The sequence below is a fragment of the Pseudomonas sp. 1L-E-NC-VB-C3 genome, from assembly GCF_057291535.1.
Map to the genome: position 1 here is coordinate 17800 of NZ_JBXAWD010000018.1, position 16276 is coordinate 34075.

Below are 16276 nucleotides of genomic sequence, written 5' to 3' on the forward strand. Positions count from 1 at the left end.
TCCTGCAAATGTAGGCCAACCCGGGAAGATCGCAGGCTGTGGCCCGACTCACAATGCGCCCGTTTGCCGCACTGTTACCAAATCCGAAACGCTGCATGTCTGCAAAAGCGCTTTCTCAATTTGTTACAGATCATTATCCTGCCGCCCTTCCGCTGAAACGCTTCACTGCCTGCGACAATCTGAAGCGTTCGGCCTGCACCTGAAAACATCAAAAAAAGACTTCTTCATGCCTGACTTTTCCTTCTCCCGAGACAGCGCTATCTCTGCCCTGCGCACCCTTGGCGGCTGCACCGCCCTCGGCATTGCCACTTGCGCCCACGCGGCGCCGGCCTTCGACAGTGAATCACCGTACATGCTCGGTGACTGGAACGGCACGCGCACAGAACTCGCGGAAAAAGGCTACGACTTCAAACTCGATTACACCGGCGAAATGGGCAGCAATCTGCACGGCGGTTACGATCACGACCGCACTGCCCGCTACAGCGACCAGTTCGGCCTCGGCACCCATCTGGATCTGCAGAAGATCCTCGGTTGGAACGACGCCGAATTTCAGCTGACCATCACCAAACGCAGCGGCAACAACATCAGCAACGACCGCATCAACGACCCGCGCGTTGGCGGATTCACTTCCGCGCAGGAAGTCTGGGGTCGTGGCCAGACCACGCGCCTGACGCAGATGTGGTATCAGCAGAAATTCTTCGATCAGAAGCTCGATATCAAGGTCGGCCGCTTCGGCGAAGGCGAAGACTTCAACAGCTTCCCTTGCGACTTCCAGAACCTCGCGTTCTGCGGCTCGCAGGTCGGTAACTGGGTCGGCGGCATCTGGTACAACTGGCCGGTCAGCCAGTGGGCACTGCGGGTCAAATATCACCTGACGCCCGAGCTGTATGCGCAGGTCGGCGCCTACGAGCAGAACCCGTCGAACCTCGATCGCGGCAACGGTTTCAAACTCAGCGGCAGCGGCACCCAGGGCGCGATCCTGCCGGTCGAACTGGTGTGGACGCCGAAGCTCAACGGCCTGCCGGGCGAATACCGCGCCGGTTATTACTACAGCAATGCCAAGGCCTCTGACGTCTATAAAGACCGCAATGACCAACCGGCAGCGCTGAGCGGCGAAGCCTATCGCAGTGCCTCGAGCAAGCACGGCGTATGGCTGGGCATTCAGCAGCAGGTCACCAGCATCGCCAGCGACCACTCGCGCGGCTTGAGCCTGTTCGCCAACGCGACGATGCATGACAAGAAAACCAACGCCATCGACAACTACGTGCAGGCCGGCCTGACCTACAAAGGCCCGTTCGACGCCCGCGCCAAAGATGACATCGGTTTCGCCCTCGCTCGTGTGCACGTCAACCCGGCCTATCGCAAGAACGCCGAGGCGAGCAACCGCGCCAACGCCGTCTACGACTACGACAATCCGGCGTTCCTGCCACCGCAGGACACCGAATACAGCGCCGAGCTGTATTACGGCGTGCACGTGACCAACTGGCTGACCGTGCGCCCGAACCTGCAATACATCCGCCATCCCGGTGGCGTGAACGACGTCGACGACGCCCTGATCGGCGGGATCAAGATCCAGTCGTCGTTCTAAAGATCACAGTTAGCCCCTGTGGGAGCGAGCCTGCTCGCGAATGCGGCCTGTCAGTCGCTGCAGTGTTGCCTGATACACCGCTTTCGCGAGCAGGCTCGCTCCCACAGGAATGCATTTCGTTAGCCGAACAAGTTTTTATCTGAACCATGCCTGCGCCAAATCGTCATCTAAAGTGACTACAGCGCGGGACTACATAAACGTCACGGAGAATCACACTATGAGCACCGAAAGTGCTTCGAGTCGGGGCCGTCTGCTACCGGGCCTGCTCGGCATCCTGCTTCTACTGATGGGCCTGGCCATGCTGGCCGGGGGAGTCAAGCTGAGCATGCTCGGCGGCTCGCTTTACTATCTGCTGGCCGGTATCGGCATCGCGCTGAGCGGCATTCTGCTGCTGATGCGCCGCCGCGCGGCACTGGGCCTGTACGCCATCGTGCTGTTTGCCAGCACGGTATGGGCATTGTGGGAAGTCGGTCTGGACTGGTGGCAACTGGTGCCGCGTCTGGCGCTGTGGTTTGTCCTCGGTTTCGTGATGCTGCTGCCGTGGTTCCGTCGTCCGCTGCTGCTCAACGGCCCGGCGAAAATCGGCACTGGCGGCCTGACCGTCGCTGTGATCCTGGCCGGCGTTACCGCTCTGGCCAGCCTCTTCACCCACCCGGGCGAAACCTTCGGTGAACTGGGCCGCGACACCGCCGACATGACCAGCACCGCACCGGCCATGCCGGATGGCGACTGGCAAGCGTACGGTCGCACCGAGTTCGGTGACCGCTACTCGCCGCTCAAGCAGATCACCCCGGAAAATGTCGGCAAGCTGCAAGAAGCCTGGCGCATCCAGACCGGCGACCTGCCAACTGCGGATGACCCGGTCGAGCTGACCAACGAAAACACCCCGCTCAAAGCCAACGGCATGGTCTACGCCTGCACCGCGCACAGCAAAGTGCTGGCACTGGACCCGGACACCGGCAAGGAAATCTGGCGCTTCGATCCACAGATCAAGAGCCCGGTCGGCTTCAAGGGCTTCGCCCACATGACCTGCCGTGGCGTGTCGTACTACGACGAAGCCGCCTATGCCAAGTCTGAAAACGCCGGTTCCGCTGTTATCTCCGAAGCCGGCCAGGCCGTTGCTCAGGCCTGCCCGCGTCGCCTGTACCTGCCAACTGCTGATGCCCGCCTGATCGCACTGAACGCCGACACCGGCAAGATCTGCGAAGGCTTCGGCACCAACGGCGTGGTCGACCTGACCCAAGGCATCGGCCCGTTCACCGCCGGCGGCTACTACTCCACCTCGCCAGCAGCGATTACCCGTGATCTGGTGATCATGGGCGGTCACGTCACCGACAACGAGTCGACCAACGAGCCATCGGGCGTGATCCGCGCCTTCGACGTGCGCGATGGGCACCTGGTGTGGAACTGGGACAGCGACAAGCCGGACGCCACCGAGCCATTGGCCCCGGGCGAAACCTACAGCCGCAACTCGGCGAACATGTGGTCGCTGGCCAGCGTCGATGAAAAACTCGGCATGGTCTACCTGCCACTGGGCAACCAGACCCCTGACCAATGGGGCGGCAACCGCACCCCGGGCGCCGAGAAATTCAGCGCCGGCCTCGTCGCGTTGGACCTGGCCACCGGTAAAGTGCGCTGGAACTACCAGTTCACCCACCACGACCTGTGGGACATGGACGTGGGCAGCCAGCCAACCCTGCTCGACATGAAAACCGCTGACGGCGTGAAACCTGCGCTGATCGCCCCGACCAAACAGGGCAGCCTGTACGTCCTCGACCGTCGTGACGGCACGCCGATCATTCCGATCAAGGAAATCCCGGTTCCGCAAGGCGCCGTGAAAGGCGACCACACCGCACCGACCCAGGCCCGTTCGGACCTCAACCTGCTGGCCCCGGAACTGACCGAAAAAGCCATGTGGGGCGCCAGCCCGTTCGACCAGATGCTGTGCCGCATCCAGTTCAAGGAACTGCGTTACGAAGGTCAGTACACCCCGCCATCGGAACAGGGCAGCCTGATCTATCCGGGTAACGTCGGCGTGTTCAACTGGGGCGGCGTCTCGGTCGACCCGGTTCGCCAACTGCTGTTCACCAGCCCGAACTACATGGCCTTCGTCTCGAAAATGGTGCCACGCGAGCAAGTCGAAGCCGGCAGCAAGCGCGAGAGCGAAACTTCGGGCGTGCAGCCAAACACTGGCGCGCCATACGCGGTGATCATGCACCCGTTCATGTCGCCACTGGGCGTACCGTGCCAGGCCCCGGCCTGGGGCTACGTCGCCGGTATCGACCTGACCACCGGCAAAGTCGTGTGGAAACGCAAGAACGGCACCAGCCGCGACAGCTCGCCAATCCCGATCGGCTTCACCCTCGGCGTACCGAGCATGGGCGGTTCGATGGTCACCGCCGGCGGCGTCGGCTTCCTCAGCGGCACCCTTGACCAGTACCTGCGTGCTTATGACGTGAATACCGGTAAAGAACTGTGGAAATCGCGCCTGCCAGCAGGCGGCCAAGCGACTCCGATGACCTACACCGGCAAGGACGGCAAGCAATACGTGCTGCTCGTTGTTGGCGGTCACGGCTCGCTGGGCACCAAGATGGGTGACTACATCATTGCGTACAAACTGCCGGAATAAGCGGTAGCGGCGGTAAAAAAGAAGGCGCCACCCTGTGAGGGGTGGCGCCTTTTTGCATGGAGGCGTGCCCAACATGCTCCATTCGCACCAAGGTGTATGGCATCAATGAAGTCTGTCCACTTCGCCTTGGGCAATTCGGTGCTTTCAAGAAAAAATCAAAAGATCGCAACCTTCGAACGCTTGTCGTCAGCGTGACCCGACAGAATCAAAAGGCTTTTCCTCCATTTGCCATCCGTTGCAATCGATCGATGATCAGTTGCTCGGCATGCTTGCGGGTTTCCAGCAACAAACTCTTATCCGTTTCGCTGTAGATCACCTGGAAACGCAAACCCGGCGTGTCGGAAGAATATTCGCGAATGATGAAATCCCTGTATTTCGTATCGGTATGACTCATGGTTCGATTCCTTGACGTTGGTAAATTCTCGAACACCTCTCTGTCGTTCGAGATTGAACCGCAATCTTCGGCCGATTGAGTCAGTTGTCTACTGTCAGAAATTACAGGGACTCAAGGCCAGTTCGAAATAAGCCGAACGGAATCCATCAAAACTCCATTTAATAGTTAAAGCTAACCAACACTCGCGTTTTTCGCTAGTTATGCACAGACATTGTTAGATTCCACTAGGCATCCGTGCCGACCTGAAGGATCTTGCCACCGGCCCAACGGCCGCCAAGGTTAACAAGGTCAAAAACTTTGCAAACCTGAACACACACGCAGAAACACACCCGCCCCATTGAAACCACCCCACCCCTGCCCCATCTAAGACCCCATACCCCATTGCGCAGGTGCCCCATGACCGACCAGCAAGATCGCCCGGACAACCACGACGATTACGAAAACGACCACATCGAACACACCTCCTCCGGCACCGGCCTGGCGCTGCCCGGGCAAAACCTGCCGGACAAGGTCTACATCATCCCGATCCACAACCGTCCGTTCTTCCCGGCCCAGGTCCTGCCGGTCATTGTCAACGAAGAACCGTGGGCCGAAACCCTCGAACTGGTCAGCAAATCCGAACACCACTCCCTGGCCCTGTTCTTCATGGACACGCCCCAGGAAGACCCGCGCCACTTCGACACCGGCGCCCTCCCCGAATACGGCACGCTGGTCAAGGTGCACCACGCCAGCCGCGAAAACGGCAAACTGCAATTCGTCGCCCAGGGCCTGAGCCGCGTGCGCATCAAGACCTGGCTCAAGCACCATCGCCCGCCTTACCTGGTCGAAGTCGAATATCCGCACCAGCCGACCGAGCCGACCGACGAGGTCAAGGCCTACGGCATGGCGCTGATCAATGCGATCAAGGAATTGTTGCCGCTCAACCCGCTGTACAGCGAAGAGCTGAAGAACTACCTCAACCGCTTCAGCCCCAACGACCCGTCGCCGCTGACCGACTTCGCCGCCGCGCTGACCTCCGCCACCGGCCCCGAGCTGCAAGAAGTGCTCGACTGCGTGCCGATGCTCAAGCGCATGGAAAAAGTCCTGCCGATGCTGCGCAAGGAAGTCGAAGTCGCGCGCCTGCAGAAAGAAATTTCCGCCGAAGTCAACCGCAAGATCGGCGAGCATCAGCGTGAGTTCTTCCTCAAGGAGCAACTCAAGGTCATCCAGCAGGAACTCGGCCTGACCAAGGACGACCGCAGCGCCGACCTCGAACAGTTCCAGCAGCGCCTCGAAGGCAAAACCCTGCCGGCGCAAGTGCAGAAGCGCCTCGAGGAAGAAACCCACAAACTGTCGATCCTCGAAACCGGCTCGCCGGAATACGCCGTCACGCGCAATTATCTGGACTGGGCAACATCGGTGCCGTGGGGCGTGTACGGCGAGGACAAACTCGACCTCAAGCACGCACGCAAAATCCTCGACAAGCACCATGCGGGTCTGGACGACATCAAGGATCGCATCCTCGAATTCCTCGCCGTTGGAGCTTACAAAGGCGAGATCAGCGGCTCGATCGTGTTGCTGGTCGGCCCACCGGGCGTGGGTAAGACCAGCGTCGGCAAATCCATCGCCGAATCCCTCGGGCGGCCGTTCTACCGCTTCAGCGTCGGCGGCATGCGCGACGAAGCCGAAATCAAGGGCCACCGCCGCACCTACATCGGCGCCCAACCGGGCAAACTGGTGCAGGCGTTGAAAGACGTCGAAGTGATGAACCCGGTGATCATGCTCGACGAGATCGACAAGATGGGCCAGAGCTATCAGGGCGACCCGGCCTCGGCGCTGCTGGAGACCCTCGATCCTGAGCAGAACGTTGAATTCCTCGACCACTACCTCGACCTGCGTATGGATCTGTCGAAAGTGCTGTTCGTCTGCACCGCCAACACCCTCGATTCGATCCCCGGCCCGTTGCTGGACCGGATGGAAGTGATTCGCCTGTCCGGCTACATCACCGAAGAAAAAGTCGCCATCGCCAAGCGTCACCTGTGGCCGAAACTGCTGGAAAAGGCCGGCGTATCGAAAGGCAGCCTGAGCATCAGCGACAGCGCGCTCAAAGCACTGATCGATGGCTATGCCCGCGAAGCCGGCGTGCGACAGCTGGAAAAGCAGATGGGCAAACTGGTGCGCAAAGCGGTGATGAAGCTGATCGACGATCCGAAAGCGGTGATCAAACTCGGGCCGAAAGATCTTGAAGCCTCGCTGGGCCATCCGGTGTTCCGCAACGAACAAGTGCTGTCCGGCACCGGGGTGATTACCGGTCTGGCCTGGACCAGCATGGGCGGTGCGACATTGCCGATCGAAGCCACGCGGATTCATACGCTTAACCGGGGCTTCAAGCTCACCGGGCAATTGGGCGATGTGATGAAGGAATCGGCGGAGATCGCCTACAGCTACGTCAGCTCGCACCTCAAGCAATTTGGTGGTGATGCGAAGTTCTTCGACGAAGCCTTCGTCCACCTGCATGTACCGGAAGGCGCAACGCCGAAGGACGGTCCGAGCGCCGGCGTGACCATGGCCAGCGCCCTGCTCTCGCTTGCACGTAATCAGCCGCCGAAAAAAGGCGTGGCGATGACTGGCGAACTGACCCTGACCGGGCATGTATTGCCGATCGGCGGCGTGCGCGAAAAGGTCATCGCAGCGCGCCGGCAGAAGATTTTCGAATTGATTCTGCCGGAACCGAACCGGGGTAACTTTGAGGAATTGCCGGATTATCTGAAGGAAGGGATAACCGTGCACTTTGCCAAGCGGTTTGCGGACGTGGCGAAGGTGCTCTTCTGACAATCATGTAGTGCCTGATGTACCGCTATCGCTGGCAAGCCAGCTCCCACAATGTTCAATGTGCCCACAAATCTTGTGGTCAACCGAGAAACCTGTGGGAGCTGGCTTGCCAGCGATGGCTTCAGTGCTGCCAACACGGAACTCCCTGACCGTCACACTTTGTCCCATCTTCAGTTATGCTCGCCGTTCGTCGTAACCGCCGGAGCTGCTGATCTCATGTCCCCCACTCGCCTGTTTCTCCCCCTCGCCCTTTCCTTGCTGGCGGCCTGCGCCACGCAACCGAAACACAACGTGACTGTGGAAAAACAAAGCGAATGTCCCGTGCGGCTCAACGTCGGGCAAAACCTGATCATCAGCCTGCCAAGCAACCCGACCACCGGCTACCGCTGGGCGATTCAGGATTCAGCTGGCGGCGTGTTGCGCGCCCTCAGCCCCGAGGTTTACAGCAATCCGGAAGATGCCGGCGTGGTTGGCGCAGCGGGGGTTTCGACCTGGCGCTTCCAGGCATTCGCAGCAGGCACCGGACGTTTGCGCCTGACCTCGCAACAACCGTGGGCACCGGAAGTGCTGCCTGTTGAGACCTTCGACTGCGCCATTTCGGTGAACTGACTGCAGCTTCTTCGCGAGCAGGCTCGCTCCGACAGATCACCGCGCCCCCCCTGTGGGAGCGAGCCTGCTCGCGAAAGCCATATCCCGGACGGCGAGAATTACACCCGGTTCGGTGCTTTATCAGACAACCCAAGCATCCCCGCGCCACTTTGGCTAAAATGCCGGCCTTTTCCACCGACACCGCCGGACGCCGCCGTGAGCAAAGAACCCGATCGCCTATTCGCCCAGCCTTTGGCCCAGGTGCCTGACTTCGCCTTCAATGAAGACGTGGTGCGGGTGTTCCCGGACATGATCAAGCGCTCGGTGCCGGGTTACCCGACCATCGTCGAAAACCTCGGCGTGCTCGCGGCGCAGTTCGCCCAGCCGAACAGCGTGCTCTACGACCTCGGCTCGTCGCTCGGCGCAGTGACTCAAGCCCTGCGCCGCCATGTGCGCACCGACGATTGCCGGGTCATCGCTGTGGATAACTCGGCGGCGATGGTCGAGCGCTGTCGCGAATACCTCAACGGTCAGGATTCGATGTTCCAGGAACTGCTGCCGGTCGAGGTGATCGAGGGCGATATCCTCGCGCTGGAGTTTCAGCCCGCGTCGGTGGTGGCGCTGAACTTCACCCTGCAATTCATCGCCCCGGATCAGCGCACTGAATTGCTCTCGCGCATCCGTCAGTCACTGTTGCCCGGCGGCGCGCTGATTCTCTCGGAAAAGCTGCGCTTCAACGATGCCGAAGAACACGCCCTGCTCACCGACCTGCACGTAGCGTTCAAACGCGCCAACGGCTACAGCGAACTGGAAATCGCCCAGAAACGCAGCGCCATCGAAAACGTCATGAAGCCCGACAGCCTCGAAGAACACCGCGAACGCCTGCTGGCCGCCGGGTTCTCGAAAGTCGTGCCGTGGTTCCAGTGTCTTAACTTTGCCTCGTTGATTGCCTTGCCATGATTGACCTGTCCCCCCTCGCCCGGCGTCTGGCCGGTACACCGCTGGCCGAATGGGCCAACACGCTGCAAGCGCAACTCGACAAGAAAATGGACAAAGGCCACGGCGATCTGGAGCGCTGGCAAAGTGCGCTGGACGCCTTGCCGAAGATCCAGCCAAGCGAAGTCGACCTGCTCAACGGCCTGAAACTCGACACCGATTGCGACGACGACACTCGCGCACAGATGCGCACCGCGCTGATGGGCCTGTCGCCGTGGCGCAAAGGGCCGTTCGATCTGTTCGGTGTGCATGTCGACACCGAATGGCGCTCGGACTGGAAGTGGTCGCGGGTCTCTCCGCACCTCGACCTGAAGGGCAAACGCATCCTCGATGTCGGCTGCGGCAACGGCTACTACATGTGGCGCATGCTCGGCGCCGGCGCCGACAGCGTGATCGGGGTCGACCCGAACTGGCTGTTCTTCTGCCAGTTCCAGGCGGTGCAGCGTTACTTGTCCGAGCCGAATGCCTGGCACCTGCCGTTCCCGTTCGAAGACCTGCCGCCGAATCTGGAAGGCTTCGACACAGTATTTTCCATGGGCGTGTTCTATCACCGTCGCTCGCCGATCGAGCATTTGCTGGCGCTGAAGGATTGCCTGGTCAAGGGCGGCGAACTGGTGCTGGAAACCCTCGTGGTCGAAGGCGACAAGCATCAGGTGCTGGTGCCGGAAGATCGCTACGCGCAGATGCGCAACGTGTGGTTTTTGCCGTCGGTGCCGGCGCTGGAATTGTGGCTGCGACGGGCGGGTTTCAGCGATATTCGTTGCGTGGATGTCAGCACGACCACGGTTGAGGAACAGCGCGGGACCGAGTGGATGAAGTATCAGTCGCTGAGTGATTTTCTTGATCCCGAGGACCACAGCAAAACCATTGAAGGGCTGCCGGCGCCGATGCGGGCAGTTATCGTCGCCAGGAAGTAAGCGTATTTTCCCATGACCGCGGTGGGCCTACCCCTCACCCCAGCCCTCTCCCCAGGGAGAGGGAGCTGATTGTTGAGCTTTTCAAAACTTGAGTCCGACTCGGTATTTCAGGTCGGCGGACTTGGTCCATTCAACTCGGTCGGTCCCCTCTCCCTCTGGGAGAGGGTTAGGGTGAGGGGCTTTTAGTGCGTCTGGCGCGGAAAAACTCGGTCAGCACCGCACCACATTCTTCTGCCAACACCCCGCCCTCATACAACACCCGGTGATTCAAAAATCCCTGGGTAAAAAACTGCCCCTGACTCTGCACAATCCCGGCCTTGGGTTCCAGCGCGCCGTACACCACCCGCGCCACCCGCGAATGCACGATCAGCCCGGCGCACATGCTGCAAGGCTCCAGCGTCACATACAGCGTGCTGCCCGGCAGGCGATAGTTATCCACTGCCTGCGCGGCGGCGCGGATCGCGACCATTTCGGCGTGGGCACTCGGGTCGCTGGTGCTGATCGGGCAATTGAAGCCGCGACCGATGATCACGCCATCCTGCACCAGCACCGCGCCCACCGGCACCTCACCGAGGGCGGCGCCCTGCGCGGCGAGGGTCAAGGCTTCGCGCATGAAGTCGCGGTCGCGGCTGCGGTCGATGATCGCCGCCGGGCGGATCTGGCGCATCACTTCACCTCGATCGCGGCCATCAGGCCGGTTTCCATGTGGTCGATGACATGGCAGTGGAACATCCACACCCCCGGGTTATCCGCCACCAGCGCCACTTGCGCACGCTCGTTCTTGCCCAGCAGATAGGTGTCGGTGAAATACGGCACGACTTTGTGCCGGTTCGACGCGATCACCTTGAAGCTCATGCCGTGCAGGTGGATCGGGTGCTGGTACTGGGTCATGTTCTTCAATTCGAAAATATAGCTCTGGCCCAGTTTCAGGCTGGCAATCGGTCGGTCAGCACAGGTCTTGTCGGTGATGTCCCAGGCCTTGCCGTTGATCTGCCAGAGGCTCGGCGGTTTGCCGTTTTCGGTGTTCACCGAGACCGAGCCGACCCATTCGAAATTGAAGTTGAGTTTCTCGGCATTGGCCAGATCCGGCTCGGCCACCGGGTTGGCCGGCAGCGCTTTCGGCCAGTCCGTCGGCGCATCGGTGTTGGCGACTGAACGCAGCGTACCCAGACGCACCGGACCGTTGCGCAGCGACAACTCTTCACCGGCCGCCGGCGCCTTGATCGCCAGGCAAATGCGCATGCCGGGGCCGAGCCAGTATTCCTTGCCCAACGGGCGCGGCTCGACCGGGTTACCATCCAGCGCGTAGATCTTCGCTTCGACACCGGGGATGTTGATGCGATAGGTCAGGGTGTTGTCGAGATTAAGCAGACGCACCCGGGTGACCTGCCCGGCCGGCAGATCAATCACCGGCAGCGGCACACCATTGATCGTCGACAAGCGCCCGGCGGTACCGCCACGGGCCGCTTCGCGGGGGATGCTGAACTCGACGAACTGGCCTTGCTCGTCGACATGCCAGTTCTTCAGGCTCAGGGTTTTCTCGTACTTGAAACCGGTCGGCTCGCGTTCCTCGATGATCAGCGGCCCGACCAGACCACGTCCGAGTTCTTCGCTGCTGCTGACATGCGGGTGATACCAATAGCTGCCAGCGTCCGGCACACGGAATTTGTAGTCGAAGTATTCGCCCGGCAGCACCGGCAGTTGCGACACGTAAGGCACGCCGTCCATTTCCAGCGGCAGACGGATGCCGTGCCAGTGAATGGTAGTCGCCACCGGCAAGTGATTGATGAAGCGCACCCGCAGCCATTCACCCTGACGCACACGCAACTCGGTGCCCGGCGCCGACGGGCCGAACGCCCAGGCTTCGGTCTTGTGGCCCGGCACCAGCTCGACATCCAGCGGCGCGGCGATCAGTTCATAGTCGTGGCCGGCCTCGGCGTCGGCCATCTTGCCCAGCCAGTAACGCGACGCGCCTCCCGCGCCCACGCCAACGACAACAAGACCGGCCAGGCCACCGAGGATTTGGCGACGGGTAAAGGACATGAACTCAACTACCTCACGTATCAGCGACAGACCCCGAGGGTCCGCAAAAGGCGAATACGATACACCCGCAGTTGAGAAACAGTAAGGGCGACCTGCGGCCGCACGTCTTGTCGGCCTTATACGCGCAGCCCGGTAATCAGGTGCAGCACGCCGCCCTCAAGGCACATGACGCCCGACACACCGGCCATACTCAACGCCTGACGGTCGACCCGTGCCGCGTCGTGCAGCGCCACGCGCACCCGAGTCAGCGCCACCGGTTGCTGCGACTTGAGGTTATCCACACCACCCAGCGCCGCAACAATCTCGGCGCTCAGGCCGGCAATCGGTTCAGCGATGGCTTTCACCTCATCCGGGACCAGATCCGGCGTCAGTGCTTTCCAGAATGCCTGCTGCAATTTGTCGAACATGTTCAATTCTCCATTACCGGCGAGGCATCGACTTTCGCCTCATGAAACCGCTGCAAGGCTTCGCGCACGTCACCGGCGCTTTCCAGATTCGAAACCTGTTCGGCGATGATTCGACAGTCGGCCAGATTCACCTCGCGCACCGCCGACTTGATCGCCGGAATCAACGGCACGCTCACCGACAGCTCATCCACACCCAGCCCCAGCAGCAACGGCACCGCAAGGCGTTCAGACGCCATGGCGCCGCAGACGCCGACCCATTTGCCGTGGGCATGCGCAGCCTTCACCGTCATGGCAATCAGGCGCAGTACCGAGGGATGAAAGCTGTCCGCCTGACTGGCCAGACGCGGATGATCGCGGTCCATGGCCAGGGTGTATTGGGTGAGGTCGTTGGTGCCGATGGAGAAAAAATCCACGTGCGGCGCCAGCACATCGGCCATCAGCGCAGCGGCAGGCACTTCGATCATGATTCCCAGCTTTGGCAGGTGCGCCAGGCCCAGCACCCGCGCTTCTTGCTCGAGAATCTGCCGCGCCAGACGCAGTTCGGCCAAATTCGTGACCATCGGCAACATGATGTGCAAACGCGTCAGCTCACAGCAGGCGAGGATTGCGCGGAACTGCTCGCGCAACAGTTGCGGTCGCTCAAGGCACAGACGAATGCCGCGCAAACCAAGGAAGGGATTGGTTTCGCTGTCCATCGGCACGTAGGCCAGCGGCTTGTCGCCACCGACATCGAGGGTGCGCACCACCAGATTGTGTGCCGGCCCGATGGTGCGCGCGATGGCGCTATAAGTGGCCACCTGTTCGTCATGGCTCGGCGCCTGCTGACGGCCCAGGTAGAGAAATTCCGAACGCAACAGCCCCACGCCATTCGCGCCCAGCTCCATGGCCTGGGCGGTTTCTTCCTGCGAGGCAACGTTGGCGGTGACTTCGATGTGCTGACCGTCACGGGTACAGGCCGCCTCGCTGGCCTGCGCCAGTTCCTGCTGATGACGCTGGCGCTGGCGCTCATGCCGCGTGCGCAATTGATCAATGGACTCGGCGTCCGGGTGCAACTGCAATTCGCCTTTATCGGCATCGAGCAGCACCCGCGTGCCGTTGCCGAGCCCGAGCATTTGCGCCGGCATGCCGCAGATCGCCGGTAAACCGCAGGCTCGCGCGAGGATCGCGACATGGCTGGTGGCGCCACCGCCGACGGTGGCAAACCCGAGCACTTTGCGCGTATCGAGCCCGGCGGTCTGGGATGGGGTCAACTGATCGGCGATCAGAATGGTGTCGTCCGGCAACTCCAGCATCTGCTCGTGAACACCGAGGATCAGCTTCAGCACGCGCTGGCCGACATCATCCAGATCCGCCGCGCGCTCGGCCAGCAAGGCATTGCCCAGCGAGCGAAACATCGCCGCCGTTGCGTCGGTGCTGGTCTTCCAGGCAAACGCCGCGCTGTTGCCCGCGTCGATCAGCGCCCGGGCCTGATCCAGCAGGCTCGGGTCGGCGAGCAGTTCCTGATGCGCCTTGAAGATCTCCGCCTGCGCCTGGCCGCTGGCGGTGTCGCGCAGATGTTGCAGGGCCATGTCGGCTTCGATCAGTGCTTGGCTCAACGCCTCCAGTTCAACTGGCGGCTCGGCGCCGAACTCGTTGACCATGAGCGACGCTTCGACAATCTGCATGACTTGCCCCAACGCCGAACCGGGCGAGGCGCAGACACCGCGCAGGATGTTCGGGATTTCTGCTGCATCGACTTCGACCGGCGCGGGCGCTGTGACCGCTTCACCGCAGCCTTCGCTCAGCAAGCGTGTCAGCGCCGCGACCGCTGCCTCGGCATCTTCACCTTCGGCGCTGACCTGCACGCTGTCGCCATGGGCCGTTTGCAACGCCATGATCGCCACCAGGGATTTGCCGTTGGCTTGGGCTTGCAGCTTGTGCAGATGGATGGTCGCTGAAAATGCTTTGGCCGCTTGGGCAAATACTGCCGCCGGCCGCGCGTGCAGGCCATTGGGATTGGGCAAGTTGATCGGCTGCGAGTACACCGCGTCGCCCGGCACCGACGCTGGATGTTCGCCAACGGCTGCGCCGACCACGACGTCCAGCACTGGCTGGCCCACCTCGACCAACCCGGTTGAGCCAACGAGTGAATCGAACGGCTCGCCGCTGACCACCAGCATCAAAGTCAACAAACTGCGCGCGTGCAGGGCAATGTAGTCAGCATCGAAGTCGATCAGCGCCTGCCCCGCTTCGACCCGCTGCCCCGCGTCAACGCGGCGGGTGAATCCTTCGCCGGCGAGATTCACCGTGTCCAGGCCGATATGCATCAACACCTGAACACCCGCATCACTGGTGATGGTGAGCGCATGCCCGCTGGCCTGCACGTCGCTGACCACACCTGCAAGCGGTGCGCAGAGCGTTGACGAAGTCGGGTCGATGCACAAACCGTCGCCGATGATCCGCCCGGCAAACACCGGGTCGGGCACCTGGTCCAGCGCCATCAGCACGCCGGATAAAGGAGCCAGCAGCTGCAATTGTTGGGGTGTGGCCATGACATCACCTGAGCGTGTATTGATTGAGTGAGCGGTCGCAGCCGCTTTGCTTATTTCCACCAGTATTCAACCTGCAGCCCGACATTGGCCCCGTGCCGTGCGTTGCCGAAGGCGCCGGTGTCGGACAGCGCCGAACCTTTGGCCAACAGGTTGGCGGCACGCTTGGCTGCCTGGTTCCAGCTGGCATAGGTGTAATACAGACGCACCTCGGGCCGCGCCCAGAATTCCGGGCCTTTCGGTGACCAGGTCGGTGCAAAGGTGAACTTGCTCAGCTTGCGCGTGCCGTCCGCCGCCTCGACCTGATCGTGACCCAGTTCGGTCACCAGTTTGAACTGCTCGCTCAGTGCATAGGCCGGACGCACACCGAGTGACAGCCAGTTCTGATCGGCGCCGCCCTGACGAATATCTTTCTGATACACCGCTTGGAATTGTCCGCCAAAACGTGGCGTCAGTTGCCAGTCGAAGAACTCGACGATCCGATAACTCTTGTTGCGGTCATCAAGCCTGACGTTACCGGTATAGCCCAATCCGGTGCCCGGCCCTTCGCCGTATTGCAGCGCCAGTTTGTTCTTGCCGCCGAGGAAGTCCTGCTGCACGTGCTGAGTGGTAATCGCCCAGCCACGGTGGGCGTCGCGGCTGTCGGGCTTGTCGATGTAACTCAGGCCGAACTCAAGTTCACCGCCCGGGTTACTGTTGAAACCGCCGACATTGAAGTCGTGGCGGTTGATGTAATCCTTCTGATAAAGGTTGTCCTTGCGCGAAAAGGCGTAGCTGTATTTCAGGCCACCGAGCAACACGTCTTCAATGCCTGCACCGGTGGCGCTCTGGTTCCAGTAATAGAAATCGGAAATATGGATGTCGTTACGTTTGTAGTAGCGCCGACCGGCCCACAGCGAGCCGCCGTTGAGCGCGGGCATCGCCGACCATTGCGCGTAAGCCTGGGGCAGGCGAATCGAGCCGTTGTCTTCCTTGAACGTCAGGCTACGGTCGTAACGGTTGTACAGCGATGCCATGCCGTCGACGCTCAGCACCGAGCCGTCTTCGAGGGTGTACAGATCCTGGCGCAGCTCGAGCTCACCGTACTGCTCGCACTCGTTACCGAGGCGATATTTGGTCTGCGCGCCGGGCAACTGGAAACACGACTGGCTGCTGCTGTTGACCGAGGTTCCGACACCGCTGCGCAGATAGCCGCCGAACTCCAGCGCCTGTGATGACGTGGGCATTGCCAGACAAATCCCCGCGACTGCCAGACTGTAATTTATGGTTGCTCTCATATATGCCACCCGTTGTTTTTATTGTGTGGTTGCAGGAATTCAGCGCGCACAAATCCCCCGCGCAGCGTTCTGCGTGTTTTTTTCAAAGGTTGTTATTC

At 61.2% G+C, this 16276-nt stretch carries 12 protein-coding genes; 6 read left to right on the top strand and 6 right to left on the bottom strand.

What is annotated here, in order from left to right:
* Window positions 1-226 precede the first annotated feature (226 nt).
* The gene (locus AC0Z5Z_RS23770) at window positions 227-1588 is read left to right on the top strand and encodes a carbohydrate porin (protein ID WP_485611729.1); all 1362 of its coding nucleotides are present in this window, start codon (window positions 227-229) and stop codon (window positions 1586-1588) included.
* Window positions 1589-1805: 217 nt separating this feature from the next.
* Window positions 1806-4217, top strand: coding sequence for a glucose/quinate/shikimate family membrane-bound PQQ-dependent dehydrogenase (locus AC0Z5Z_RS23775; RefSeq protein ID WP_095181723.1), 2412 nt, complete (start codon window positions 1806-1808; stop codon window positions 4215-4217).
* A gap of 205 nt (window positions 4218-4422) precedes the next feature.
* Here AC0Z5Z_RS23775 and AC0Z5Z_RS23780 read toward each other — a convergent pair whose 3' ends face one another.
* Window positions 4423-4611, bottom strand: a complete 189-nt coding sequence (locus AC0Z5Z_RS23780) for a hypothetical protein (protein ID WP_041479908.1) — start codon at window positions 4609-4611, stop codon at window positions 4423-4425.
* Window positions 4612-5007: 396 nt separating this feature from the next.
* Between AC0Z5Z_RS23780 and lon the strand changes: the two genes are divergently transcribed.
* The 4 genes from lon to cmoB all read left to right on the top strand — a co-directional run bounded on the left by lon (window position 5008) and on the right by cmoB (window position 9923).
* Complete coding sequence (gene lon, locus AC0Z5Z_RS23785; protein ID WP_041479909.1) at window positions 5008-7422, top strand: endopeptidase La; 2415 nt, start codon at window positions 5008-5010, stop codon at window positions 7420-7422.
* A 216-nt stretch (window positions 7423-7638) separates the two neighbouring features.
* Window positions 7639-8031 carry a protease inhibitor I42 family protein gene (locus tag AC0Z5Z_RS23790; RefSeq protein WP_024014192.1) on the top strand — a complete coding sequence of 131 codons (393 nt, stop codon included), beginning with the start codon at window positions 7639-7641 and terminating at the stop codon, window positions 8029-8031.
* A 195-nt stretch (window positions 8032-8226) separates the two neighbouring features.
* Window positions 8227-8970: a carboxy-S-adenosyl-L-methionine synthase CmoA gene (gene cmoA, locus AC0Z5Z_RS23795; RefSeq protein WP_315435910.1), complete on the top strand. Its 744-nt coding sequence runs from the start codon at window positions 8227-8229 to the stop codon at window positions 8968-8970.
* On the top strand, window positions 8967-9923 hold the full coding sequence (cmoB, locus tag AC0Z5Z_RS23800; protein ID WP_095181720.1) for a tRNA 5-methoxyuridine(34)/uridine 5-oxyacetic acid(34) synthase CmoB: 957 nt from the start codon (window positions 8967-8969) through the stop codon (window positions 9921-9923). Before cmoA ends, cmoB begins: the two co-directional genes overlap by 4 nt.
* A gap of 166 nt (window positions 9924-10089) precedes the next feature.
* On the opposite strand, the gene tadA is transcribed toward cmoB, so the two are convergent.
* From tadA to AC0Z5Z_RS23825, 5 genes are all read right to left on the bottom strand, one after another.
* Complete coding sequence (gene tadA / locus AC0Z5Z_RS23805) at window positions 10090-10590, bottom strand: tRNA adenosine(34) deaminase TadA (protein WP_125925672.1); 501 nt, start codon at window positions 10588-10590, stop codon at window positions 10090-10092.
* Window positions 10590-11966: a multicopper oxidase family protein gene (locus tag AC0Z5Z_RS23810; protein WP_041479914.1), complete on the bottom strand. Its 1377-nt coding sequence runs from the start codon at window positions 11964-11966 to the stop codon at window positions 10590-10592. The genes tadA and AC0Z5Z_RS23810 overlap by 1 nt, the downstream gene beginning before the upstream one ends.
* A 116-nt stretch (window positions 11967-12082) precedes the next feature.
* Window positions 12083-12373, bottom strand: a complete 291-nt coding sequence (locus AC0Z5Z_RS23815) for a PTS sugar transporter subunit IIB (RefSeq protein ID WP_485611730.1) — start codon at window positions 12371-12373, stop codon at window positions 12083-12085.
* Between the two features lie 2 nt (window positions 12374-12375).
* A complete protein-coding gene (gene ptsP, locus AC0Z5Z_RS23820; protein WP_485611731.1) occupies window positions 12376-14904 on the bottom strand; it encodes a phosphoenolpyruvate--protein phosphotransferase in 2529 nt (842 codons plus the stop codon).
* Window positions 14905-14954: 50 nt separating this feature from the next.
* Entirely contained in the window at window positions 14955-16178 is a 1224-nt protein-coding gene (locus AC0Z5Z_RS23825) for a maltoporin (RefSeq protein ID WP_150741874.1), read from the bottom strand.
* Window positions 16179-16276 lie beyond the last annotated feature (98 nt).

Bases quoted from the DNA above. Each gene is read 5' to 3' on its own strand.
- AC0Z5Z_RS23770 (WP_485611729.1), top strand. From the start codon at position 227: ATGCCTGACTTTTCCTTCTCCCGAGACAGCGCTATCTCTGCCCTGCGC.
- AC0Z5Z_RS23775 (WP_095181723.1), top strand. From the start codon at position 1,806: ATGAGCACCGAAAGTGCTTCGAGTCGGGGCCGTCTGCTACCGGGCCTG.
- AC0Z5Z_RS23780 (WP_041479908.1), bottom strand. From the start codon at position 4,611: ATGAGTCATACCGATACGAAATACAGGGATTTCATCATTCGCGAATAT.
- lon (WP_041479909.1), top strand. From the start codon at position 5,008: ATGACCGACCAGCAAGATCGCCCGGACAACCACGACGATTACGAAAAC.
- AC0Z5Z_RS23790 (WP_024014192.1), top strand. From the start codon at position 7,639: ATGTCCCCCACTCGCCTGTTTCTCCCCCTCGCCCTTTCCTTGCTGGCG.
- cmoB (WP_095181720.1), top strand. From the start codon at position 8,967: ATGATTGACCTGTCCCCCCTCGCCCGGCGTCTGGCCGGTACACCGCTG.
- tadA (WP_125925672.1), bottom strand. From the start codon at position 10,590: ATGCGCCAGATCCGCCCGGCGGCGATCATCGACCGCAGCCGCGACCGC.
- AC0Z5Z_RS23810 (WP_041479914.1), bottom strand. From the start codon at position 11,966: ATGTCCTTTACCCGTCGCCAAATCCTCGGTGGCCTGGCCGGTCTTGTT.
- AC0Z5Z_RS23815 (WP_485611730.1), bottom strand. From the start codon at position 12,373: ATGTTCGACAAATTGCAGCAGGCATTCTGGAAAGCACTGACGCCGGAT.
- ptsP (WP_485611731.1), bottom strand. From the start codon at position 14,904: ATGGCCACACCCCAACAATTGCAGCTGCTGGCTCCTTTATCCGGCGTG.
- AC0Z5Z_RS23825 (WP_150741874.1), bottom strand. From the start codon at position 16,178: ATGAGAGCAACCATAAATTACAGTCTGGCAGTCGCGGGGATTTGTCTG.